This is a genomic window from Duganella sp. AC917 (genome assembly GCF_979258245.1).
In genome coordinates, this window is record NZ_OZ409848.1 from 6,295,114 (window position 1) to 6,316,052 (window position 20,939).

Below are 20,939 nucleotides of genomic sequence, written 5' to 3' on the forward strand. Positions count from 1 at the left end.
CATAATGTAAGCAGGTAATCAACCGGATAGAGAAGAGGTAGCAAATGGCGAAGACAAACTTCCAGTACGAAAAACGTCAGCGCGAGCTGGAAAAGAAGAAAAAAGCGGATGAAAAAGCCCGGCGCAAGGCCGAGCTGAAGGCCAACCCGGGCCTGGCCGAGGAGGGCGAAGTCGTCGAGGACGAAGAGGGTGGCGATGCTGCCGCCGAGCCTGCCAAGGAATAACGCTTAGCCACGGTTCCGCGTACGACGGATTAGCGCGAAGCGCGTAATCCGCCATGCATGCGCCATCGGCGGCTCATGGCGGATTACGCTTCGCTAATCCGCTCTACTTACCACGTGCAGGTGCTCGACGGCTTCCTCATGCTCCGCATGCTGCCGGCGCTTGAAGTACCGCACGCAGCGCTTGCCGAGGTTGTCCAGATACGTGTACGCCACCGGCACCACCACCAGGGTCAAAATGGTCGACGTGATCACCCCGCCGATGACCGCGCGGCCCATCGGCGCCTGCGTCTCGCCGCCTTCCCCGAGGCCTATCGCCATCGGCAACATGCCGAACACCATCGCCAAGGTCGTCATCAGGATCGGCCGCAAACGCACCTGGCCGGCGCTCATGATCGCCTCGAACTGGCCCACACCCTCGCGCTGCGCCTGATTGGTGAAGTCCACCAGCAAGATCGCATTCTTGGTCACCAAGCCCATCAGCATGATGAAACCGATCACCGAGAAGATGTTCAAGGTGCTGCCGGTCGCCAGCAGCGCCACCAGCACGCCGATCAGCGACAGCGGCAGCGACATCATGATCGCCACCGGTTGCAGGAAGCTGCCGAATTGCGACGCCAGCACTAGATAAATAAAGATCACCGCGATGCCGAGCGCGACCATGGCCGAGGTCATGCTTTCCTCCATCTCCTGGGCGTTGCCGCCGACGTCGAAACGCACGCCGTCCGGCAACTCGATTTCCTTCATGGCCTTGCGCACGTCGCCGTCGACGTCGCCGCCGGGACGGCCTTCGGTGTTGGCGTAAATCGCCACCCGGCGCTGCAGCGCCTGGCGCTTGAGCACTTGCGGGCTGAACGACGGCACGAAGTCGACCACCTGGCGCAGCGGCACCATCACCGGACGGCCATCCGGCCCCAGCTTGCTCGACGCCAGCGACAGGTCGGCCAGGTCGGCCACCTTTTGCCGGCCGGACTTAGGCAATTGCACATTGACGTCGTAGTTCTGGCCATCGGACGCGAGGAAGTGGCTGGTGGTGTCGCCGGCCACGAACGGGCGCAGCGCGGTGCCGATCTGCTGCACGGTCAGGCCGAGGTCGCTGGCCAGCTCGTTGTTGATCTTGACCGTCGTCGACGGGTTGGCGCCTTCCTGGCTATATTCCAGGTCGACCAGTCCCTTGATCGGACGCATCTTGTCCATCAGGCGGTGCGCAACGGTGTCGAGCTTGCCTTCGTCGGTGCCGAGGATGGCAATGAAGATCGGCTTCCAGCCGACCGACATCGTGATGCCGGCGATCTTGGACAAGCGTTCGCGGATCTTGCCTTCCATGACTTTTTGCGACGGCCGCTTGTGGGTCTTGCGGTCGACCAGTTTCATGTCGATGCGGGCGGTGTTGCGGCCGTCCTCGGTGCCGACCACGGCGATGACCTGGGCGATTTCGGGGAATTCCTTGAGCGCGGCCTCGACCTGCTGCACCTTGTTGTCGTTGTATTCCAGGCTGGAGCCGACCGGCGTCTTCATCTGCAGGTTGACCCAGCCGTTGTCCTGCTCCGGCATCATCTCGCCGCCGATCATCGGCACCAGCATCAGGCTGCCGGCGAACAGCGCAAAGGCGAACGCCAGGGTCAGCTTGCGCCAGCGCAGCGCCAGGCCCAGGATTTTGCCGTACACCACGTGCAGCTTGTCGACGCCGCCCTCCAGCCAATGCATCAGGCGGCCCAGCCACGGCACATACTTGAAGCGGTCCTTGACCGGATCGGGCCACACCGACGACAGCATCGGGTCGAGCGTGAAGCTGACGAACAGCGACACCATCACCGCCACCGCGACCGTGATGCCGAATTGCAGGAAGAAGCGGCCGATGATGCCCTGCATGAACGCCACCGGGATGAACACGGCGACGATGGCAAACGTGGTGGCCATCACGGCCAGGCCGATTTCGTTGGTGCCGTCCTCGGCCGCCTTGCGGTGGTTCTTGCCCATGCCCAGGTGGCGCACGATGTTCTCGCGCACCACGATGGCGTCGTCGATCAGCAGGCCGATGCACAACGACAGCGCCATCAGGGTCAGGAAGTTCAAGGTGAAGCCGAACACCTTCATCGCGATAAAGCTGGCCATGACCGAGATCGGCAACGTCAGCCCGGTGATGATGGTCGAGCGCCACGAGTGCAGGAAGAAAAACACGATGACCATGGTTAGCACGGCGCCTTCGATGATGGTGCGCTTGACGTTGTCGAGCTGGCTCTGCACTTTGACCGATTCATCGTTGAGCAGGGTCAAGGTGATGTCCGACGGCAGCGATTTTTGCAGCTCGGCGACCACCTTCTGGATGCGCGTGCCGACCTCGACCACGTTGGCGTCCTGCACCTTGGTGATGTCGATGGTGACGGCGCGCTGGCCGCTCAGGCGCGAAATCGACATTTCCTCCTGGGCGCCGTCGATCACCGTGGCCACCTGTTCCAGGTAGACCGGGCCGTTGGCGCGGCGGGCGACGATGATCTTGTTGAAGTCGCGCGCCTCCTTCATCTTGTTCTCGACGCGCACCAGCTGCTCGTTGCCGGCAAAGCTGATCGAGCCGGCCGGCAGGTTGGTGTTGGTGGCCTGGATCGCGGCGATGACCTCGTCGACGCCGATGGCCTGCGCGGTCAGGTCGTTGGGACGCAGGCTGATCAGGATCTGGCGCGCGGCCATGCCGTTCAGGCGCACTTGGCCGACGCCGGCCACGCCCTGGAAGCGCTTGCCGATGACCTGGTCGGCCATGGTCGACAATTCGCGCAAGGTGTGGGCGGTGGCGGTCAGGCCGATCTGGGCGATGGGGCGGCTGTTCTCGCCTTCGAAGCGGACGATGAACGGGTCCTTGGCTTCCTTGGGGAAGCGCGGGCGCACCTGTGCGACCTTGTCGCGGATGTCCTGCATCGCCTTGTCCATATTGGTCGACAGCTCGAAGTCGACGTAGACGGCGCCGCGTCCTTCCCACGAGTTGGCGCGCAGGGTCTTGATGCCGCTGACGGTGTTGACCACTTCCTCGATCGGCCGCGTGATGTCGTTCTCGACCGCCTCGGGCGACGCGCCCGGGTAATTGACTTCGATCATCGCGCCGGGAATGTCGACGTTGGGCATGGCTTCCATGCCCAGTTCGCGGTACGAGAACATGCCCAGCACCACGAGCGCCACCATGACCATGGTGGCGAACACCGGGTTCTGGATACTGGTTTTAGTGATCCACATGATCAGCCCTTCGCCAGCATGGCCGCTTTGGCCGGCGTCGCTGGCGTCAAGGTCGCGGGCAGCTTGACCTGCGCGCCCGGCTTGACGGCGTTCAACTTGGAAACGATGACGTTGGCGCCCTTGTCGAGGCCGTCGGTGACCTCGACATAGCCTTCGTCGTCGTTGCGCAAGCCCAGGGTGACCGGCTGCGCCACCACCTTGCCGTTTTCAATCTTGTAGACCACCTGCTTGCCCTGCTCGTCGCGCAGCGCCGTCATCGGCACGATGGGCGCGACACCCGAGCGGTCGGTAACGATGCTGCCCTTGGCGAACATGCCGGCGCGCAGCGCGCTGTCGTCGTTGCGCACGGCGATGTAGACCAGCATCGCGCGCGAACCGGCCTCGGTGGCCGGGTTGATGCGCGCCACCTTGCCGGCAAACTCGCGTTTCTGGAAACCGTCGACCTTGAAGCGCACATCCTGCCCGACCTTCACGCGCGGGATTTCCGAGGCCGGCACCTGCGCCTCCAAAGTCAGTTCCGCCAGGTTGACGATGCTATAGATGGGCATGTCGGGCGCCAGTTTTTCGCCGGCCTGCACGTGGCGCTTGCTGACGATGCCGCTGATCGGCGCCTTGATGATGCCGTCGTTGAGCGCGATGCGGGCGATCTCGACCATCGCAGCGGCCGATTTGACGTTGGCGCGCGCCAGCGCGACCGTGTTCTGCGTCGAATCGAAGGCGTTTTGCGAGATGTACTTTTGCGATAGCAGCGCCTCGCTGTTGGCTTCGTTCTTGGTCGCCATCGACAGCTTGGCCTGGGCTTCGTCGAGCATGGCCTGCTGCTGTTGCAGGCGCGCGCGCAGGTCGGCCTGGTCGATGCGGGCGAGCACCTGGCCGGCGCTGACGGCCATGCCTTCCTGCACCGTGGTGGCCTCCACCACGCCCGAGATCTTGGACTTGATGGTGGCCGAACTCAGGGGCGCCAGCGAGCCGGACAAGGGCAAGCTGACCGCCAATGATCTGGCATCGATGGCCGCGATGTCGCCGCTGGCCAGTTCGAAGACTTCCTGTTTCTTCTCTTTCTTGCCCTCGGCCTGCGCCACCGGCGCGGTGGGGGCGGCCTGGTTGCCGCGCATGACGGTCCAGCCGCCGGCGGCCAGGCCCAGCACGATCAAGACGCCCAGTCCGATCGCCGGCTTGCGCCAGGTTTTGCTACGCACGGTGGGCAGGGAGGTGAGGGGCAAGGTTTCAATTTTCATATCGTTCTTCTGCGAATGTTGTCGCGCCGGAGGGACGGCGCATGTTGGCACTTTATGAATTTGCAAGGACGGTCGCCATCAAAATGCGACGAGTGGTGCAAAAACGTGGCTGAAACGCGAAAAACCGGGATCAAGGTGTTTGAGGCAAGTCAATGGCGCTTGCGCCGCAAGGGCAAGAATGGCGAAGGCCTGCGAGGGCGATCTCCAAGAGAGGGCCATGTGTTTGTCGACTTCCAACGACACGCTCGGCCACCATATCGGCGACCTGCTGCTCAAGGATGTGGCGGCGCGGCTGGTCAAGTGCGTACGCGGCGTCGACACGGTCAGCCGCCAGGGCGGCGACGAGTTTGTCGTCATCCTGGCCGACATCGGCAGCATCGAGCAGGCCGCGCACGTGGCCGCCTCCATCCAGCAGGCCATCGCGCAGGAGTTCGTGCTCGAGCCTCACCGGCTGCACGTGAGCACGTCGATCGGGGTCAGCATTTTTCCCGACGACGGCGCCGACATCGAAACCCTGATGAAAAACGCCGACCTGGCGATGTACCACGTCAAGGAAAGCGGCAGGAACGGTTATCAGTTCTTCAGTCCGGAGATGAACGCCCAGATCGTCGAACGGGTGGCGTTCGAGAACGAGTTGCGGCGCGCGCTGACGAACCGCCAGTTCACGCTGGAGTACGAGGCCGAGGTCGACATCGCCAGCGGCCGGCCGCTGGGGGCCGAGGCGCTGATCCGCTGGCACCATCCGACGTTGGGGCTGCTGCGCCCGCAGCGCTTTATCGGCGTCGCCGAGGACAGCGGGCTGATGGTGCGGATCGGCGAGTGGGTGCTGGAGCAGGCCTGCCTGGCGGCGCGGCGCTGGCACGACGCCGGCCATCCGCTGGTGGTCGGCGTCAATTTATCGCAGACGCAGTTTCTGCAAAAGAATCTGGTCGACAAGGTGCGCGCGGCGCTGGAGGCGTCCGGCCTGCCGCCGGCGCTGTTGCAGCTGGAACTGACGGAAGCGATGCTGATGAAGCACAGCGCCGGCGCGGCCGCCACGTTGCGTGCGCTGCGGACGCTGGGCGTGCGGCTGGCGCTGGACGACTTCGGCACCGGCTACACGCGGGTGGGGCATCTGAAGGAATATCCGCTGGACAAGCTGAAAATCGACCTGTCGTTTGTCAGCGGCATCGGCGGCGGGGAGGGCGACGGTGGGGGAGATGCCGTGGTGCACGCGCCGGTGGTCAACGCCATCATCGCGATGGCGCACAGCCTGGGGCTGACGGTGCTGGCGGAGGGCGTGCAGACCGAGGCGCAGCTGCGCTTCCTGCGCGACAACGGCTGCGACCAGTATCAGGGCCGCTACGCCCGCCTGAATGGCGATCTGGACGGCTTAGGAAGCCTGCTGGACGGCTGATGTCCAAACACGTCTGGTTACATCTCGGTGGCCCGCTCGCGGCCGCGGCGTTCGTCATACATGCGCACCCGCACCAGCACCTGCCCATGGTCGGACGCCTCCGGCTTGGCCTGCAACAGATGGTCGTTCAGATACGTTACATCCATCACCTCGCCGACCGCGAAACGCGACGCCGGGTTGAATTCCTCCGACACCAGCACATGGTCGATGGTCATGTAATGGCCTTCGTGGATGATGGTGTAGCCGACATGGCGCAGGCGGTCGCGGCCGCGCTGGATCTGGTTGCTGTCGAACAGCCGCCCGCTCAGTTCCTCGTCGGCCAGCCCGACGCAGCCCGAGCCCATGACGATGGTGGTGGTGACGGCGTCGGCGGTGTCGTTGAAGTCGCCCAGCACGATGCGCGGGCGGCGGCCGTCACGGTCCATCTGGCTCAGCAGCGCGCGCAGCGCGACCGCCTCGGTGCCGCGCCGTATCAGCGAGCGCAGGTTGGCCTGCGCGTACAGCATGGCCTCGTCGCCGGGGTCGCCGTGGCGGTAATCGGGGCGCTTGGATTTGAGATGGATCACCAGCACGTCGATGACGCGCTCGTCCGGCAGCACCACCTGCGCGTGCAGCGGCGCGCGGGCGAAGCGGTCGGCGTCGCGGTTGCCCTCAGGCATGGCGACACCGTCAGGAAACAGTTGATAGGCGTGGGCCGGCGCGGCCAGCGGCAGGCGCGACACCAGCGCCACCTGCGGCGTCAGGCGCGGCTCGCCGGTGTGCGGATCGGGCGCAGGATCGAAGCCCGACAGCGACGCCTCGCGGTAGCGGCGGCTGGCGGCCAGCACGTCGCGCAGCGCGGCCATCGAAAACACTTCCTGCAATCCGATGACGTCGGCGTCGAGCTCGTCGAGCTGCTGGGCGGTCCACAAGACCTTGGCCTGGTAATGGTCCGCCGTCAGCGGCGCCAAGTTGTCGTACAATTTCGCCCCAGGCTGGGAAAGATTGCAAACATTGAAAGTGGCAAAGCGAATTTCCTGCTGCATAATGAGAAACTCCTGTAGACGACAACCTTCACGAACAGCGTATCACGCATGGCCAAAAAAGAGCACATCTCCGAGACCCCGGCGACGCAGTTTCTGCGCAAGCACAAGGTTCCTTTCACCGAGCATCCGTACGACTACGAGGAGCATGGCGGCACCAGCGTGTCCTCGCGGGAGCTGGGCGTGGACGAGCACCACGTCGTCAAGACCCTGGTGATGCAGGACGAGGCCGCCAAACCCCTGATCGTGCTGATGCACGGCGACTGCAAGGTATCCACCAAGAACCTGGCGCGCGGCATCGGCTGCAAGTCGGTCGAGCCCTGCAAACCGGACGTGGCCACGCGCCACAGCGGCTACCAGATCGGCGGCACCTCGCCGTTCGGCACCCGCAAGGCGCTGCCGGTGTACGTCGAGGATAGCATCCTTGCGCTGGAAACCATTTATATCAATGGCGGCAGGAAAGGCTATCTGGTCGGCATCGCGCCGCAAGTGCTGGTCGACCTGCTGGGGGCCAAGCCGGTCCACTGCGCTCTGGCCGACTGAGCGTTGGCAGTGTATATTCTCGGGTCCCCCGGGGGATGTCACATTTTTTGAGGAAACAATGAATACAGTTTGGATGACCGTAGCCGCCTATCTGCTCGGCTCGATCTCGTTTGCCGTGATCACGAGCAAGTTGTTCGGTATCGCCGATCCCCGCACCTACGGTTCCAAAAACCCCGGCGCCACCAATGTGTTGCGAAGCGGTAACAAGGCGGCAGCCATCGTCACTTTGATCGGCGACGGCGCCAAGGGTTGGCTGGCGGTGTGGCTGGCGATGCGCTACGACCAGCAATTGCAGATCGGCGACGCCACCATCGCGCTGGTGGCGATCGCGGTGTTCCTGGGCCATCTGTGGCCGGTATTCTTCCGCTTTGTCGGCGGCAAGGGCGTGGCGACCGCGTTAGGCGTGCTGCTGGGCTTGAACCCATGGCTGGGCCTGGCGACCTTCGTGACGTGGCTGGCGGTGGCGTTCGCGTTCCGCTACTCGTCGCTGGCGGCGCTGGTGGCGGCGTTGTTCGCGCCGTTCTATTACGGCCTGCTGTTCGGCTTCGATCCGCAGCTGGGGGCCGTGTTCATCATGTGCGTGCTGTTGATTTTCCGTCATCGCAAGAACATCTCGAACTTGATCGCTGGCAAGGAAAGCCGCATCGGCAGCAAGAGCAAAGACGCCGCCAAAACGCAAAACAAAGCAAAAAATTAACGCATCGCGGGGCCGGCGCTTGAATTTGCGACGAGCGCCGCTATATGCTGACTTATCACTTTCAGCAAAGGCCCCCGCATGAGCACTCCCGTCAAAATCGATTTCGTCTCCGACGTTTCCTGCCCCTGGTGCGCGATCGGCCTGAAGTCGCTGGAACAAGCGCTCGACAATATCGGCGGCGATGCCGACGTCAGCCTGCATTTCCAGCCGTTCGAACTCAATCCCAAGATGGCCCCCGAAGGCCAGAACATCGACGAACACCTGACCGAGAAATACGGTTCCACGCCCGAGCAGCAGGACCAGGCGCGCAACATGATCCGCGCCCGCGGCGCCGAGGTGGGTTTCGATTTTGCCATGCACAAACGTAGTCGAATCTACAACACCTTCGATGCGCACCGCCTGCTGCATTGGGCCGACACCGAAGGCGATGGCAAGCAGCGCGCGCTGAAGGAGGCGCTGTTTGCCGCCTATTTCACGCTGGGCGACGATCCGAGCTCGCACGAGGTGCTGCTGCGCGTGGCCGGCGAGGTGGGCCTGGACACGGCCGTGGCCGCCGAGGTGCTGCAATCGGACCGCTACGCCGCCGAGGTGCGCGAGCGCGAGCAGTTCTTCCAGCGCCACGGCATCAACTCGGTGCCTGCAATCATTATCAACGAACGCCATTTGATCTCGGGCGGCCAACCGGCGGCCGTGTTTGAAAAGGCGCTGCGTGAAATCATGTCGCAATCGTAAAAATATACGGGTCAGCGGCGGGGTGGCCCGCCGTGACGCATGGTTTTGTTATAAAATTAATTGGTAGTATCCACCTATAACAAGACTACGTCGCTACCGGGGAACCCCAATGCTGGCCGCAGACAACGTACACACGCTGACCACCTCCCGCCCGCCAGCCGATCAGTTCCGCCTGGCCGCGCTGCACCGCTACGACATCCTCGACTCCCCCGCCTGCGAAGACTTCAGCTTCCTCACCGAGCTGGCGGCGCGCATCTGCAACGTCCCCTACGCCTTCGTGTCGCTGGTCGACGCCGACCGGGTGTGGATCAAATCGTGCGCCGGCATGCACATGGGCGAGTTGCCGCGCGGCGAGAGTTACTGCTCGCTGGCGGTGCTGGGAGAGGCCGCCACCGAGATTCCCGACCTGACCGAGGATTACCGCACCGCGCGCATGGCGCTGACCGTCAACCCGCCGCACATGCGCATGTACAGCAGCGTGGCGCTGACGTCGTCGGACGGCTTCGCCATCGGCACGCTGTGCGTCATGGACACCAAGCCCGGCAGCCTGGACGCGGAGCAGCGCTCGTTGCTGTTGCGGCTGGGACGCCAGGTCATGGCGCTGATCGAATTGCGGGCCAGCGAACGCACCCTGGGCGACGCCGTGCGCGAGCTCGAGCTGCTGGCCACCACCGACGAGCTGACCGGCTTGCACAACCGCCGCTCGCTGCTGCAGCGGCTGCGCTTCGAGGCCGCGCGCGCCAAGCGCTTCCGCTCGCCGCTGTCGGCCGTGATGATCGACCTCGACCACTTCAAGCGCGTCAACGATGAGCACGGCCACTCCGTCGGCGACCAGGTGCTGGCCGGCGTCGGCCGCCTGTTGCGCGAGAGCGTGCGCGTGATCGACATCGCCGGCCGCTACGGCGGCGAGGAATTGTGCGTGATCCTGCCCAACACGCCTTTGGATGGCGCGCTGAAGTTCGCCGAGACCTTGCGCCTGAAAATCGAGTCGCAGCTGCATTACGCCGGCGCGCGGCCGCTGCCGGTGACCGCCAGCTTCGGCGTCGGCGCGTTCGACCATATGGAAATCAACGATGCCGAAAGCCTGCTGCGGCAGGCCGATGCCGCGCTATACCGCGCCAAGCACGCCGGCCGCAACCGCGTCGAAGGCGCGGTCCTTGAACGACACTGAAAGGAATCACCTGATGCCCACCGCTACCTGGAACGGCGTTGTCATCGCGCAAGCGAGCGACGACGAAGTCGAAATCGTCGAGAACAACGTCTATTTTCCGCCATCGGCCGTCAAGTCCGAATACCTGAAGGCCAGCGACCATACCAGCCGCTGCCCGTGGAAAGGGTTGGCCAGCTATTACACCGTCAACGTCGACGGCAAGGACAACGAGAACGCCGCCTGGTACTACCCGCAGCCGTCCGAGAAGGCGGCGCAAATCAAGGACCACATCGCGTTCTGGCGCGGCGTGGACGTGCAGCGCTAGCCGATGGCGTTGTCGGCCAAGCCGTACCTGCAAAGGATCACGGCGCAGTTTGGCGACGATGTCGACTGGGACCGGCATCCGTACAACGTGCCGTCGGTGCGGGATCTCGAATCGATCAGCTTTCATCCGGACGTGACGTTTTTCATCGGCGAGAACGGCGCCGGCAAATCGACGCTGCTCGAATCGATCGCGCTGGCGCTGGGCTTCGGCATCGACGGCGGCAGCCGTAACATCAGCCTCAACACGGCGCTGGAGGCGGCGCCGTTGCATCAGGCGCTGCGGCTGTCGAAGAGCTTCAAGGCGCCGCGCGACCGGTACTTCTTCCGCGCCGAGAGCTTTCACAACGTCGCCACCCGCATGGACGAGATCTTCGACCGCACGTCCGCCAGCGCGGACTCGCTGCATGCGCGCTCGCATTCGACGGCACCGGCATTACCGAGGTCGCCTACGAGGACACGGAGCACTTCGCCATCACGCGAGACTTTCTCAACCACTACCCGCGCCGGCTGCAGCAGCTGCTCGATCTAGATTAGGCACATGGACAATATTACCCACAGCATCATCGGTTTCGGCGTTGGAGAATTGGTACATCGCAGCATCAAGCACGAAGCGGACGACGTTTCGCAGCGCGTGCGGCATCGTCTGCTGTTGGTGTCGTGCGCGCTGGCCAGCAATTTCCCCGACCTCGACCTGTTCCTGACGCGGCTGCTGCCCGATCCGCTGGGCTACCTGCTGCACCATCGCGGTCATACGCACACGGCCTTGCTGGCGCTGCCGCAGGCCTTGCTGCTGGCGGCGCTGTTGTGGCTGTGCTGGCCGTCGGCGCGGGCGCTGCTCAGGGCCAGCGGCACGGCGCGCTGGGGCTTGGCGGCGAGCATCACGGCGGGCTTCGCGCTGCATCTGTTGATGGACTACACCAATTCGTACGGCGTGCATCCGTGGTACCCGTTCAGCGGCCGCTGGTTCTTCGGCGACATGGTGTTCATAGTCGAACCGCTGTTCTGGGTGGCGATTGGCACGCCGATGGCGCTCATCATGCGCTGGCGCTGGGCCCGTTGGCTCGGGTTGGCCGTTCTGTTCGCGGCGCTGGTGTTCTTCGCGGCGCATGGATATCTGGGCTGGCCGTCGTTTGCCGCGCTGCTGGTGGTCGCGCTGGCGTGCGGGACGGTGCAATGGCGCGCCCGGGCCGGGGGCAGGGCCGGCTTGCTGCTGGCGCTGGGCGTCAGTATCGGCTTTATCGCGGTGCAGGGCGCGGCGTCTCAACTGGGACGCCGGCTGATCATCACGGCGTTGCACCAGGCCGACACGTCGTCGCGCGTGCTCGATGTGGTGATGACGGCGTATCCGTCGCAGCCTTTGTGCTGGAGTTACATCAGTGTCGAGAGCCACGAGGCTGCGGGAAGCTATCGTTTGCGGCGCGGGGTGGCCAGCGTCGCGCCGACCTGGCTGGCGCCGCTTTCGTGTCCGGCGGCGCTGGTGGAATCGCAATCGGCGCGGGCGTTGTCGTCGTCGGTGATGGAGTTCGAGGCGAAGCAGGGCAGTCTGGCCCAGTTGCGCGCTTTGAAAAACAGCAACTGTCAGGTCGATGCCTGGTTGCATTTCGGCCGCGCGCCGTGGCTGGATACGACCAAGGGCGAACTGTCGGATTATCGTTTCGCGCTGACGCCGCGCGGTAATTTTACGACGCTACATATCGCACCGGCAGCGGAGTGCCCGGCGGCCGTGCCTGGCTGGGGCTATCCGCGCCAGGATTTGCTGTCACCACAACACTAAAATCGGTGCAATTTGCCCGGGTTGGTTGTTCCGGTGGCTGCTGTGCAGCCCACAGTATTGGTGCAAATGCACGGTTTTAGTGCTTGCCCACCCGTATCGTGTGGTGTGTTTGAGACAAAAATCCATAGAATAGATCGATTAGGACAAACTTTGTCCAATCTTCTTGGCACGACAATTGCATTGCTATTGAGAAAGGAAGAAGATCGAATCTTACGGAGGACGTTATGAACGCAACTGAAGATAAAGCAAAATCGAATTTGGTCCACGAGTCGGCAGCAGACGAGCACCGTCTGCGCAGCGAGCGCATCGCCGCGCAAGGTGTGTCGTTGGGCAAAGTGAAAGCAAAATACCTGATTCCACTGGTAGGCCTGGCCGTGCTGGCCTCGATGGCCTTCGCCCAAGGCTAAGGCCAAGGCTAACCTTGAGCTAAACGTTACACCACCTTGATCTCGTCCAGCGGCCAGCGCGGCCGTACATTGAACGAATAGTCGCGTTTGGCCGCGTCGGGGTTGATCATCAACCGCATCGCGCCCGCGAAAGCGATCATCGCGCCGTTATCGGTGCAAAACTCGAGTTCCGGGTAGTACACCTTGAACTTTTTCTTGGCGGCGGCTTCGTTCAGCGAAGCCCGCAGCTGGGAGTTGGCCCCGACCCCGCCAGCAATCACCAACCGCTTCAACCCTGTGTGCTTAAGTGCCGACACGCACTTGGCCGTCAGCACCTCGACAATCGCGTCGACGAACCCGCGCGCGATGTTAGCTTTGTCCTGCTCGCAGATATTGGCGATGACTTTCTCGTCGTGATTCTTCACGACCGTCAGCACCGCCGTCTTCAGGCCGGAGAAGCTGAAATTGAAATCCTTGGTGTGCAGCATCGGGCGCGGCAACTTGTACGCCAGCGGGTCGCCAAACTCGGCCAGGCGCGAAATCGCCGGGCCGCCCGGATAGCCCAGGCCCAGCAGCTTGGCCGACTTGTCGAATGCCTCGCCAGCGGCGTCGTCCAGCGTTTCGCCCAGCAAGGTGTACTGGCCGACGCCGTCCACCCGCATCAGCTGGGTGTGGCCGCCCGACACCAGCAGCGCGATAAACGGAAACTCCGGCGGCTGCGACGCCAGCAGCGGCGATAGCAGATGGCCTTCCAGGTGATGCACGCCCAGCACTGGCTTGTCCAACGCCAGGCCGAGGCTGCACGCGACCGACGAGCCGACCAGCAGCGCGCCAGCCAGGCCGGGGCCTTGCGTGTAGGCGATCGCGTCGATATCGGCCAGCGATTTGCCGGCGTCTTCCAGCGCCTGCGTCAGCAGCGGAATGGCGCGGCGGATGTGGTCGCGCGACGCCAGTTCCGGCACCACGCCGCCGTATTCCTCATGCATCGTCACCTGCGAATACAGGGCGTGGGAAAGCAGGCCGTGTTGCGTGTCGTACAGCGCAAGGCCGGTTTCGTCACAGGAGGATTCGACGCCGAGAACGATCATGGAAGGGCAGCAAAGTGAAAGTGTAATCCGGCATTGTAATGGAAAGCGCGCCCGTTGACCTTGCGTCGCTGCACCAGCCGATGCCCGCACCGCACCGGCCGGGTGCGAAACTTTGCCAATCGGACAGGGTTTGACCTCGATTTAACGGATTTGCCGTGTGGCACCAGTTTTGCTTAGAGAGGAGACGTAAGTTGACAGCCGGAGGGCGCTATGTCGGAACAATGGAAGCTGATTTGCAAAGTGAAGGATGTGCCGCTGAGCGGCGCGCGCCTGGTGCCGCGTGGACTGGCTTGGCAGGAGTTGCCGGGCGTGGCGCTGTTCCGCACCGACGAGGAAAGCGTGTTTGCCGTGCTCGAGACGGTCGATGTCGAGCCGCGTGAAAGCAATGCACGGCGCTATGCCGTCAAGGTCGAGGATTGCAAGGTCTATCTGGACCTGCAGGAACTTGGCGCCCCGGCCAGCAAGGCCGAGGCGGCGCTGGCGGGGTCGTTTGGCGTGGCCACCAGGGTGATGGCGTTTGGTTGACAGGTGTCGAATCAGGGGCGCTTGAGCAACTGCTGGTGCGCGTCGCGCAGCATGGTTTCCGTGGTTTCCCAGTCGATGCAGCCGTCGGTCACCGAGCAGCCGTACTTCAGCTGGCTCAAATCGGCCGGAATCTTCTGGTTGCCGCCGACGATGTTCGATTCGATCATCACGCCCACCAGCGACTGGTTGCCCTGCACGACCTGATGGATGACGTCGCCCATGACCAGCGGCTGCAGTTCGGGCTTCTTGTAGCTGTTGGCGTGCGAGCAATCGACCACCAGATTGGCCGGCAGCTTGGCCTTGGCCAGCGCCTGCTCGGCGATCGCGATCGACACCGAATCGTAGTTCGGGCGGCCATCGCCGCCGCGCAAGACCACGTGGCCGTAAGCGTTGCCGCGCGTGCGCACGATCGACACATTGCCTTGCGCGTTGATACCCAGGAACGAGTGCGGATGCGCCGACGACAGGATGGCGTTGATGGCGATGCTGATGTCGCCGTCGGTGCCGTTCTTGAAGCCGACCGGCGTCGACAGGCCCGACGACATCTCGCGGTGGGTCTGCGATTCGGTGGTGCGCGCGCCGATCGCGGTCCAGGCGATCAGGTCGCCCAGGTATTGCGGCGAGATCGGGTCCAGCGCCTCGGTCGCGGTCGGCAGGCCCATTTCGCAGACGTCCAGCAGGAACTGGCGCGCCTTTTCCATGCCGACATTGACGCGGAACGAGTCGTCCATGTCCGGATCGTTGATATAACCCTTCCAGCCGGTGGTGGTGCGCGGCTTTTCGAAATACACGCGCATCACCAGCAGCATGGTGTCGGCCACTTCGGCCTGCAGCGCCTTGAGGCGGCGGGCGTAGTCCAGGCCGGCGACCGGGTCGTGGATCGAGCACGGTCCCACCACCACGAACAGGCGCTTGTCCTTGCGGTCGATGATGTTGCGCAGGGCTTCGCGGCCCTTCATGACGGTCTCGGAGGCGCTGTCGGTCAGCGGCAGTTTGCCGTGCAGGGCTTCGGGCGACGGCATCGGCGCGAATGACGTGACGTTGATATTTTCGATGTCTGGGGAGATCATGATTGGACTATTTTTCTTTTCGAGGAGATACATAGTGTAGCCGAATTAGGTAATACCGGTTCCGCCAGTAAGGTTTTTTCACATTTCGGCAAAATCGTTTAAGCTTGATGTCATGACGATATCGAACACTGAACCCTTCCTCGCCGCCCGTCTCATCAAGGAGATCGGCCGCGGCAAAAACGGCGCCCGCAGCATGACGCGCGACGACGCCCACGACCTGTATCAAGCCATGCTGGACGGACGCGTGTCCGACCTCGAGCTGGGCGGCATTTTGCTGTCCATGCGCATCAAGGGCGAATCGGTGGAAGAGATCGCCGGCTTCCTCGACGCGGCCGAAGGCTCGTTCGAGGCGCTGACGGCGCCGCCGGGGCAGTACGCGCCGGTGTGTATTCCAAGCTACAACGGCGCCCGCAAGATGGCCAACCTGACGCCGCTGCTGGCCATGCTGCTGGCGCGCGAGGGCGTGCCGGTGCTGGTGCACGGCGTGGCGCACGACCTCGGCCGCGTTGCCAGCGCCGAGGTGTTCGAGGCGCTGGGCGTGAGCGCCGTGCGCCACCGCGCCGAGGCCGAGGAAGAGATGGCCAAGGGCCACGTCGCCTTCATCACCATCGACGCGCTGGCGCCGAAGTTGGCGTACATGCTGTCGCTGCGGCGCCGGCTGGGCGTGCGCAATTCGACCCACACCCTGGTCAAGATCATGCAGCCGTTCGCCGGACCGGCGCTGCGGCTGGTGTCCTACACCCACCCCGAGTATCTGGAAATGCTGGGCGAATATTTCACCACGTCGGCGTTGCACGAGCGCGGCGACGCCTTTTTGATGCGCGGCACCGAAGGCGAAACCGTGGCCAACGCCAACAAGGCGCAGCAGATCGACTGGTTCCACGGCGGCCTGCGAACGACCCTGGTGCCCAAGCAAACCCAGGTCGGCGAATTGCCGCTGCTGCCGGAAGACAAGAGCGCTGCGGCCACCGCCGAGTGGATCGCCTCGGTGCTGAGCGGCGCGGTGCCGGTGCCGCCGTCGATCGCCGAGCAGGTGGCGCAGTGCCTGCTGGTATCGCGCACCTTGCAGTCGCGCCAGCGGGTCAGCGAGCCGATCGAGTAAATCGGCAGCGTGGGGCGGGCCGCGCGACTCGCGTACAATACCGCCCCTTATCTGATGGGAACTCAATATGGCAAAGTTTGATGTGGCAGTAATCGGCGCCGGCGCGGCCGGCATGATGTGCGCGGCGACGGCGGCCCAGCGCGGCAAACGCGTGGTGCTGGTCGACCATGCCACCAAGCTGGCCGAGAAAATCCGCATCTCCGGCGGCGGGCGCTGCAATTTCACCAATATCAACACCGGCCCGGCCAACTTCCTGTCCGAGAATCCGCATTTCTGCAAGAGCGCCTTGTCGCGCTACACCGCCGCCGACTTCGTCGCGCTGGTCAAGAAGCATCGCATCGGCTACCACGAGAAGCATCGCGGCCAGCTATTCTGCGACGACTCGGCTGAACAAATCATAGAAATGCTCAAGGACGAGTGCGCCGCCGGCGATGTCCACTGGTGGATGCCGTGCAAGGTCCAGAGCGTGGAACGTGCTGCCGGTGGTGGCGAGGGCGGCTTTGTCCTGCAAACCGATAGCGGCACGATCGAAGCCGATAGCGTGGTGATCGCCACCGGCGGCCTGTCGATCCCGAAGATCGGCGCGACCGACTTCGGCTACCGCATCGCCCAGCAGTTCGACCTGCGCATGGTCGAGCCGCGCCCGGCGCTGGTGCCGCTGACGTTCGACCCGCAAGCCTGGGCGCCGTTCGTCGAAATGGCCGGCATCGCGCTGGAAGTCGACGTTGAGACCGGCTCCTTCAAGGGGCGCAACCCGACCGGCGGACGCTTCCGAGAGGATTTACTGTTCACGCACCGTGGCCTGTCCGGTCCGGCGATCCTGCAAATTTCCAGCTATTGGACGCCGGGGACGCCGATCGTCATCAACCTGATCCCGGAACTGGATCTGGCTGCCACCTTGATCGAGGGCAAGGGCACGATCAAGAAGCAGTTGGGCAATGTGTTGTCGCAATGGCTGCCGGCGCGTCTGGCCGAAGGCTTGCTGCTGGCGCACGGTTTCGCGCTGGACGCCCGCCTGGCCGACCTGCCCGACGCCCAACTGCGCAAGCTGGGCGCCGCCATCAACCAGTGGACGCTGACGCCGAACGGCTCGGAAGGCTATAAAAAGGCTGAAGTGACGCGCGGCGGCGTCGATACCCGCGAGTTGTCGCAGCAGAGCATGATGGCGACCAAGGTGCCTGGCCTGTACTTCATCGGCGAGGCGGTCGACGTGACCGGCTGGCTGGGCGGCTACAATTTCCAGTGGGCGTGGGCATCTGGTGTGGCGGCGGGGCAGTCCGTCTGATATACTCGGTTTTCCTGCTGTAGCGGCGCTTGTGCAATCGTTGATGTTATAGAAAGATTGCCTCAGGTTGTGTCACTGATGCCGCATTGTTTTTGCAGGGAATACCACACGACGGGCCGCCCACGCGGCCTGTGGGGTTCCATTTTGCTGCAAAAGCTGCTATAGTCTCTTTCTCCCTATAACCTCAAACGGTTTGAATTTTTACATGACCACTATTCGCCTTAAAGAAAACGAGCCGTTCGAAGTCGCAATGCGTCGCTTCAAACGCACCATCGAAAAAACCGGTCTGCTGACCGAACTGCGCGCACGCGAGTTCTACGAAAAGCCAACGGCTGAGCGTAAGCGCAAGCTGGCAGCCGCAGTGAAGCGTCACTACAAGCGCATCCGCAGCCAGCAGCTGCCGAAAAAACTGTTCTAATTCTGCTTTGCGCAGATTCAACCCGGCAGCATGGCGCTTGCGCCGCGGGTTGAGTTAGAAAGATACCCGCTCCGGCTCGCCGCAGCGGGTTTTCGCATTTCTACACTACTAATTTACCAAGGGAAATCCACATGGGCCTGAGAGAACAAATCACCGAAGACATGAAAAACGCGATGCGCGCCAAGGAAGCGTCGCGCCTGGCCACCATCCGTCTGATCCTGGCTGAAATCAAGCGCAAGGAAGTCGACGAGCGTATCGAGGTCAACGATGAACAAACCGTCGCCATCGTGGAAAAAATGATCAAGCAGCGCAAGGATTCGATCACCCAGTTCGAAGCCGGCAACCGCCAGGACTTGGCCGACATCGAAAAAGCCGAGCTGTTGGTGCTCACCGCCTACATGCCGGCCGGCCTGTCGGACGAGGAAATCGCCGCCGAAGTGACCGCCGCCGTGGCCGCCTCGGGCGCCGCCGGTCCGCAGGACATGGGCAAGGTCATGGCCATCGTCAAGCCGAAGCTGGCCGGCCGCGCCGACATGACCGTTGTATCGGCACTGGTCAAGAAGGCATTGTCCCCGGCATAATCAGCGTGCCACGCGCCGGCGCCGCGTGCACATCACCGTGGCGCCGTTTTTGCCGCTGCCGTGCCTTGATTCGCATCAAAACCGGATCGGCGCGGCGGTATAGTCTGAAAAATTACCCGACCGTTCAGCCCTGTGATCCCACAATCTTTTATCTCCGATTTGTTAAACCGCGTCGATATCGTCGACGTTGTCGGACGCTACGTGCAGCTGAAAAAAGGCGGTGCGAACTTCATGGGCCTGTGCCCGTTCCACAGTGAAAAGTCGCCCAGCTTCACGGTCAGCCCGACCAAGCAGTTCTACCATTGCTTCGGCTGCGGCGCCCACGGCACCTCGATCGGCTTTCTGATCGAATACTCGGGCATGGGCTTTGTCGACGCCGTCAAAGACCTGGCGCAGAACGTCGGCATGGTGGTGCCCGAGCAGGATGACAAGATTCCGCCGGCGCAACGCGCGCAGATGCAGGCGCAAAGCATGGCCCTGTCGGACGCGATGACGCAGGCCTGCGACTTTTACCGCGCCCAGCTGCGCGGCGCCACCGACGCCATCGCCTACCTGAAAAATCGCGGCCTGACCGGCGAAATCGCCGCCCGTTTCGGCCTGGGCTACGCGCCGGCCGGCTGGGATGGCCTGAAAAGCATCTTCCCCGACTACGACGCGGTGGCGCTGGCCGAGTCCGGCCTGGTCATCGACAAGGTCGACGAAGACGGCGGCAACCGCAAGCGGTACGACCGCTTCCGCGAGCGGATTATGTTTCCGATTAAAAACACCAAGGGCCAGGTCATCGCCTTTGGCGGCCGCGTGCTGGACCACGGCGAACCAAAGTACTTGAATTCTCCCGAAACGCCTTTATTTTCTAAGGGCTTCGAGCTGTATGGCTTGTTCGAGGCGCGCCAGGCGATCCGCGATGCGGGTTATGTGCTGGTGACGGAAGGCTATATGGATGTGGTGGCGCTGGCGCAGATGGGGTTCCCGCAAGCGGTGGCAACCCTGGGCACGGCCTGCACCACCCATCATGTACAGAAACTGCTGCGTCAGACCGACATGGTGATTTTCAGTTTCGATGGCGACAAGGCCGGCCGCCGCGCCGCACGGCGCGCGCTGGAAGCCTGTTTGCCGCACGTGACGGATAACAAGACGATCAAGTTCCTGTTCCTGCCGACCGAGCACGACCCGGACAGCTACGTCCGCGCGCATGGCAAGGAGGCGTTCGAACAGGAAATACACGAGGCAATGCCGCTATCGCAGTTCCTGATCAAGGAAGTGGTCGGCGAGCATGATTTGCAAAGTCCGGAGGGCAGGGCGCGCGCGCAGTTCGACGCCAAGCCTTTGCTGCAATCGATGACGCCGACGGCGTTGCGCCTGCAAATCGTGCGCGGCCTGGCGCAGTTGACGCAGACCACGCCGTCCGAGATCGAAGTGCTGTTCGAACTGGCCAAACCGGTGGCGGTGGCCCGCAAGGCGCCTGCCCGTAGCGGCCGTCCGGTGCCGGTCGGGCTGGAATTGCAAATTGTGCGGCTGCTGGTGGCGCATCCGCCGTTGTCGCTCGACATCGATGCGGCGGCGTTGAAGGCGTTTGAATTTTTCGGCGCCGAACCGGCCGAGCGCTTGGCGCAGCTGGTGACGGCGGCGCAGGCGATGGGGCCGAACGGCAGTTTTGCGGCGTTCGCGCAACATCTGAAGTCGCAGGGCGACGAGTACGACGGCATCATCGCCGAAGTGGTGAAGGAATCGGAGTCCGATTTTGATGCAGTGCGGGCTTTCCTGCGCGGGGCGATCCGCCAGGTCAAGAACGACGCGTTGAAGCAGGAATTAAGTCAGTTGTTCGCCGCCGGGCTGTCATCCGACGAGATTGGTGTGCGTTATCGGGAGTTGACTTCGCAACAAGATCAACTGTTGCGCGAGGCGCAGGCGGAGTTGGCGAACCGATAATGTTGCGGTGCGATATGATGGCGTTGCACGGCGTTTTGGGATGTCATGTTTTTGTCATTGTTCCGAAGGGGGAGGCGGGCTTCTTCCCTCTGGATATTGAAAAGTGGCGTGCTATAATAAAACGCTAAGTGTTGTGTCTTTTGGCATCGTTTTTTTGTGCAAAGTGTGTTTGTTTTCAGTAAGTTAGGCTCTTGATCGACATGGGAAAGACGCAGTGTCGGCGGCCAGGGCCA

General features: G+C 63.1%; 21 protein-coding genes. 16 read left to right on the forward strand and 5 right to left on the reverse strand.

What is annotated here, in order from left to right:
- The first annotated feature begins 44 nt into the window (after window positions 1–44).
- Window positions 45–224 (forward strand): hypothetical protein, encoded by a 180-nt coding sequence (locus tag ACZ0BA_RS27515; protein WP_463454308.1) that lies wholly within the window; start codon window positions 45–47, stop codon window positions 222–224.
- A 93-nt stretch (window positions 225–317) separates the two neighbouring features.
- Here ACZ0BA_RS27515 and ACZ0BA_RS27520 read toward each other — a convergent pair whose 3' ends face one another.
- Together ACZ0BA_RS27520 and ACZ0BA_RS27525 are read right to left on the reverse strand one after the other, a co-directional pair.
- A complete protein-coding gene (locus tag ACZ0BA_RS27520; RefSeq protein ID WP_463454309.1) occupies window positions 318–3,446 on the reverse strand; it encodes an efflux RND transporter permease subunit in 3,129 nt (1,042 codons plus the stop codon).
- Between the two features lie 2 nt (window positions 3,447–3,448).
- Window positions 3,449–4,684 (reverse strand): efflux RND transporter periplasmic adaptor subunit, encoded by a 1,236-nt coding sequence (locus ACZ0BA_RS27525; protein ID WP_463454311.1) that lies wholly within the window; start codon window positions 4,682–4,684, stop codon window positions 3,449–3,451.
- 217 nt (window positions 4,685–4,901) lie between these two features.
- Between ACZ0BA_RS27525 and ACZ0BA_RS27530 the strand changes: the two genes are divergently transcribed.
- Window positions 4,902–6,080: a putative bifunctional diguanylate cyclase/phosphodiesterase gene (locus ACZ0BA_RS27530; protein ID WP_463454312.1), complete on the forward strand. Its 1,179-nt coding sequence runs from the start codon at window positions 4,902–4,904 to the stop codon at window positions 6,078–6,080.
- A 17-nt stretch (window positions 6,081–6,097) separates the two neighbouring features.
- Here the strand turns inward: ACZ0BA_RS27530 and ACZ0BA_RS27535 are convergent, their stop codons facing one another.
- Entirely contained in the window at window positions 6,098–7,105 is a 1,008-nt protein-coding gene (locus tag ACZ0BA_RS27535) for an endonuclease/exonuclease/phosphatase family protein (RefSeq protein ID WP_463454314.1), read from the reverse strand.
- Between the two features lie 48 nt (window positions 7,106–7,153).
- Here ACZ0BA_RS27535 and ACZ0BA_RS27540 point away from each other — a divergent pair, with 48 nt between their 5' ends.
- The 8 genes from ACZ0BA_RS27540 (at window position 7,154) to ACZ0BA_RS27575 (ending at window position 12,729) form a co-directional block, all read left to right on the forward strand.
- Entirely contained in the window at window positions 7,154–7,645 is a 492-nt protein-coding gene (locus ACZ0BA_RS27540; RefSeq protein ID WP_315213853.1) for an aminoacyl-tRNA deacylase, read from the forward strand.
- 58 nt (window positions 7,646–7,703) lie between these two features.
- A complete protein-coding gene (gene plsY, locus ACZ0BA_RS27545; protein ID WP_463454315.1) occupies window positions 7,704–8,342 on the forward strand; it encodes a glycerol-3-phosphate 1-O-acyltransferase PlsY in 639 nt (212 codons plus the stop codon).
- A 78-nt stretch (window positions 8,343–8,420) separates the two neighbouring features.
- Window positions 8,421–9,074 (forward strand): DsbA family oxidoreductase, encoded by a 654-nt coding sequence (locus ACZ0BA_RS27550; RefSeq protein ID WP_463454316.1) that lies wholly within the window; start codon window positions 8,421–8,423, stop codon window positions 9,072–9,074.
- 109 nt (window positions 9,075–9,183) lie between these two features.
- Window positions 9,184–10,245, forward strand: a complete 1,062-nt coding sequence (locus ACZ0BA_RS27555) for a sensor domain-containing diguanylate cyclase (RefSeq protein WP_463454317.1) — start codon at window positions 9,184–9,186, stop codon at window positions 10,243–10,245.
- Between the two features lie 13 nt (window positions 10,246–10,258).
- On the forward strand, window positions 10,259–10,549 hold the full coding sequence (locus ACZ0BA_RS27560) for a DUF427 domain-containing protein (RefSeq protein WP_463454319.1): 291 nt from the start codon (window positions 10,259–10,261) through the stop codon (window positions 10,547–10,549).
- A 3-nt stretch (window positions 10,550–10,552) separates the two neighbouring features.
- Window positions 10,553–11,077: an AAA family ATPase gene (locus tag ACZ0BA_RS27565; protein WP_463454320.1), complete on the forward strand. Its 525-nt coding sequence runs from the start codon at window positions 10,553–10,555 to the stop codon at window positions 11,075–11,077.
- A gap of 9 nt (window positions 11,078–11,086) precedes the next feature.
- Entirely contained in the window at window positions 11,087–12,322 is a 1,236-nt protein-coding gene (locus ACZ0BA_RS27570) for a metal-dependent hydrolase (RefSeq protein WP_463454322.1), read from the forward strand.
- Window positions 12,323–12,546: 224 nt separating this feature from the next.
- On the forward strand, window positions 12,547–12,729 hold the full coding sequence (locus ACZ0BA_RS27575) for a hypothetical protein (protein WP_463454323.1): 183 nt from the start codon (window positions 12,547–12,549) through the stop codon (window positions 12,727–12,729).
- Window positions 12,730–12,755: 26 nt separating this feature from the next.
- On the opposite strand, the gene tsaD is transcribed toward ACZ0BA_RS27575, so the two are convergent.
- On the reverse strand, window positions 12,756–13,796 hold the full coding sequence (tsaD, locus tag ACZ0BA_RS27580; protein ID WP_463454324.1) for a tRNA (adenosine(37)-N6)-threonylcarbamoyltransferase complex transferase subunit TsaD: 1,041 nt from the start codon (window positions 13,794–13,796) through the stop codon (window positions 12,756–12,758).
- 210 nt (window positions 13,797–14,006) lie between these two features.
- On the opposite strand from tsaD, the gene ACZ0BA_RS27585 reads away from it, so the two are divergent.
- Window positions 14,007–14,321: a Rieske (2Fe-2S) protein gene (locus ACZ0BA_RS27585; RefSeq protein ID WP_463454326.1), complete on the forward strand. Its 315-nt coding sequence runs from the start codon at window positions 14,007–14,009 to the stop codon at window positions 14,319–14,321.
- An 11-nt stretch (window positions 14,322–14,332) separates the two neighbouring features.
- Here ACZ0BA_RS27585 and ACZ0BA_RS27590 read toward each other — a convergent pair whose 3' ends face one another.
- Window positions 14,333–15,391, reverse strand: coding sequence for a 3-deoxy-7-phosphoheptulonate synthase (locus tag ACZ0BA_RS27590; protein WP_463454327.1), 1,059 nt, complete (start codon window positions 15,389–15,391; stop codon window positions 14,333–14,335).
- A 112-nt stretch (window positions 15,392–15,503) separates the two neighbouring features.
- On the opposite strand from ACZ0BA_RS27590, the gene ybiB reads away from it, so the two are divergent.
- The 5 genes from ybiB to dnaG all read left to right on the forward strand — a co-directional run bounded on the left by ybiB (window position 15,504) and on the right by dnaG (window position 20,706).
- On the forward strand, window positions 15,504–16,493 hold the full coding sequence (gene ybiB / locus ACZ0BA_RS27595; protein WP_463454328.1) for a DNA-binding protein YbiB: 990 nt from the start codon (window positions 15,504–15,506) through the stop codon (window positions 16,491–16,493).
- 67 nt (window positions 16,494–16,560) lie between these two features.
- Entirely contained in the window at window positions 16,561–17,778 is a 1,218-nt protein-coding gene (locus ACZ0BA_RS27600; RefSeq protein ID WP_463454329.1) for a BaiN/RdsA family NAD(P)/FAD-dependent oxidoreductase, read from the forward strand.
- 205 nt (window positions 17,779–17,983) lie between these two features.
- Window positions 17,984–18,196, forward strand: a complete 213-nt coding sequence (gene rpsU / locus ACZ0BA_RS27605; RefSeq protein WP_008451879.1) for a 30S ribosomal protein S21 — start codon at window positions 17,984–17,986, stop codon at window positions 18,194–18,196.
- 131 nt (window positions 18,197–18,327) lie between these two features.
- The gene (locus ACZ0BA_RS27610; RefSeq protein WP_463454330.1) at window positions 18,328–18,777 is read left to right on the forward strand and encodes a GatB/YqeY domain-containing protein; all 450 of its coding nucleotides are present in this window, start codon (window positions 18,328–18,330) and stop codon (window positions 18,775–18,777) included.
- 132 nt (window positions 18,778–18,909) lie between these two features.
- Window positions 18,910–20,706 carry a DNA primase gene (gene dnaG, locus ACZ0BA_RS27615; protein ID WP_463454331.1) on the forward strand — a complete coding sequence of 599 codons (1,797 nt, stop codon included), beginning with the start codon at window positions 18,910–18,912 and terminating at the stop codon, window positions 20,704–20,706.
- Window positions 20,707–20,939 lie beyond the last annotated feature (233 nt).

Bases quoted from the DNA above. Each gene is read 5' to 3' on its own strand.
- ACZ0BA_RS27515 (WP_463454308.1), top strand. From the start codon at position 45: ATGGCGAAGACAAACTTCCAGTACGAAAAACGTCAGCGCGAGCTGGAA.
- ACZ0BA_RS27520 (WP_463454309.1), bottom strand. From the start codon at position 3,446: ATGTGGATCACTAAAACCAGTATCCAGAACCCGGTGTTCGCCACCATG.
- ACZ0BA_RS27525 (WP_463454311.1), bottom strand. From the start codon at position 4,684: ATGAAAATTGAAACCTTGCCCCTCACCTCCCTGCCCACCGTGCGTAGC.
- ACZ0BA_RS27530 (WP_463454312.1), top strand. From the start codon at position 4,902: ATGTGTTTGTCGACTTCCAACGACACGCTCGGCCACCATATCGGCGAC.
- ACZ0BA_RS27535 (WP_463454314.1), bottom strand. From the start codon at position 7,105: ATGCAGCAGGAAATTCGCTTTGCCACTTTCAATGTTTGCAATCTTTCC.
- ACZ0BA_RS27540 (WP_315213853.1), top strand. From the start codon at position 7,154: ATGGCCAAAAAAGAGCACATCTCCGAGACCCCGGCGACGCAGTTTCTG.
- plsY (WP_463454315.1), top strand. From the start codon at position 7,704: ATGAATACAGTTTGGATGACCGTAGCCGCCTATCTGCTCGGCTCGATC.
- ACZ0BA_RS27550 (WP_463454316.1), top strand. From the start codon at position 8,421: ATGAGCACTCCCGTCAAAATCGATTTCGTCTCCGACGTTTCCTGCCCC.
- ACZ0BA_RS27555 (WP_463454317.1), top strand. From the start codon at position 9,184: ATGCTGGCCGCAGACAACGTACACACGCTGACCACCTCCCGCCCGCCA.
- ACZ0BA_RS27560 (WP_463454319.1), top strand. From the start codon at position 10,259: ATGCCCACCGCTACCTGGAACGGCGTTGTCATCGCGCAAGCGAGCGAC.
- ACZ0BA_RS27565 (WP_463454320.1), top strand. From the start codon at position 10,553: ATGGCGTTGTCGGCCAAGCCGTACCTGCAAAGGATCACGGCGCAGTTT.
- ACZ0BA_RS27570 (WP_463454322.1), top strand. From the start codon at position 11,087: ATGGACAATATTACCCACAGCATCATCGGTTTCGGCGTTGGAGAATTG.
- ACZ0BA_RS27575 (WP_463454323.1), top strand. From the start codon at position 12,547: ATGAACGCAACTGAAGATAAAGCAAAATCGAATTTGGTCCACGAGTCG.
- tsaD (WP_463454324.1), bottom strand. From the start codon at position 13,796: ATGATCGTTCTCGGCGTCGAATCCTCCTGTGACGAAACCGGCCTTGCG.
- ACZ0BA_RS27585 (WP_463454326.1), top strand. From the start codon at position 14,007: ATGTCGGAACAATGGAAGCTGATTTGCAAAGTGAAGGATGTGCCGCTG.
- ACZ0BA_RS27590 (WP_463454327.1), bottom strand. From the start codon at position 15,391: ATGATCTCCCCAGACATCGAAAATATCAACGTCACGTCATTCGCGCCG.
- ybiB (WP_463454328.1), top strand. From the start codon at position 15,504: ATGACGATATCGAACACTGAACCCTTCCTCGCCGCCCGTCTCATCAAG.
- ACZ0BA_RS27600 (WP_463454329.1), top strand. From the start codon at position 16,561: ATGGCAAAGTTTGATGTGGCAGTAATCGGCGCCGGCGCGGCCGGCATG.
- rpsU (WP_008451879.1), top strand. From the start codon at position 17,984: ATGACCACTATTCGCCTTAAAGAAAACGAGCCGTTCGAAGTCGCAATG.
- ACZ0BA_RS27610 (WP_463454330.1), top strand. From the start codon at position 18,328: ATGGGCCTGAGAGAACAAATCACCGAAGACATGAAAAACGCGATGCGC.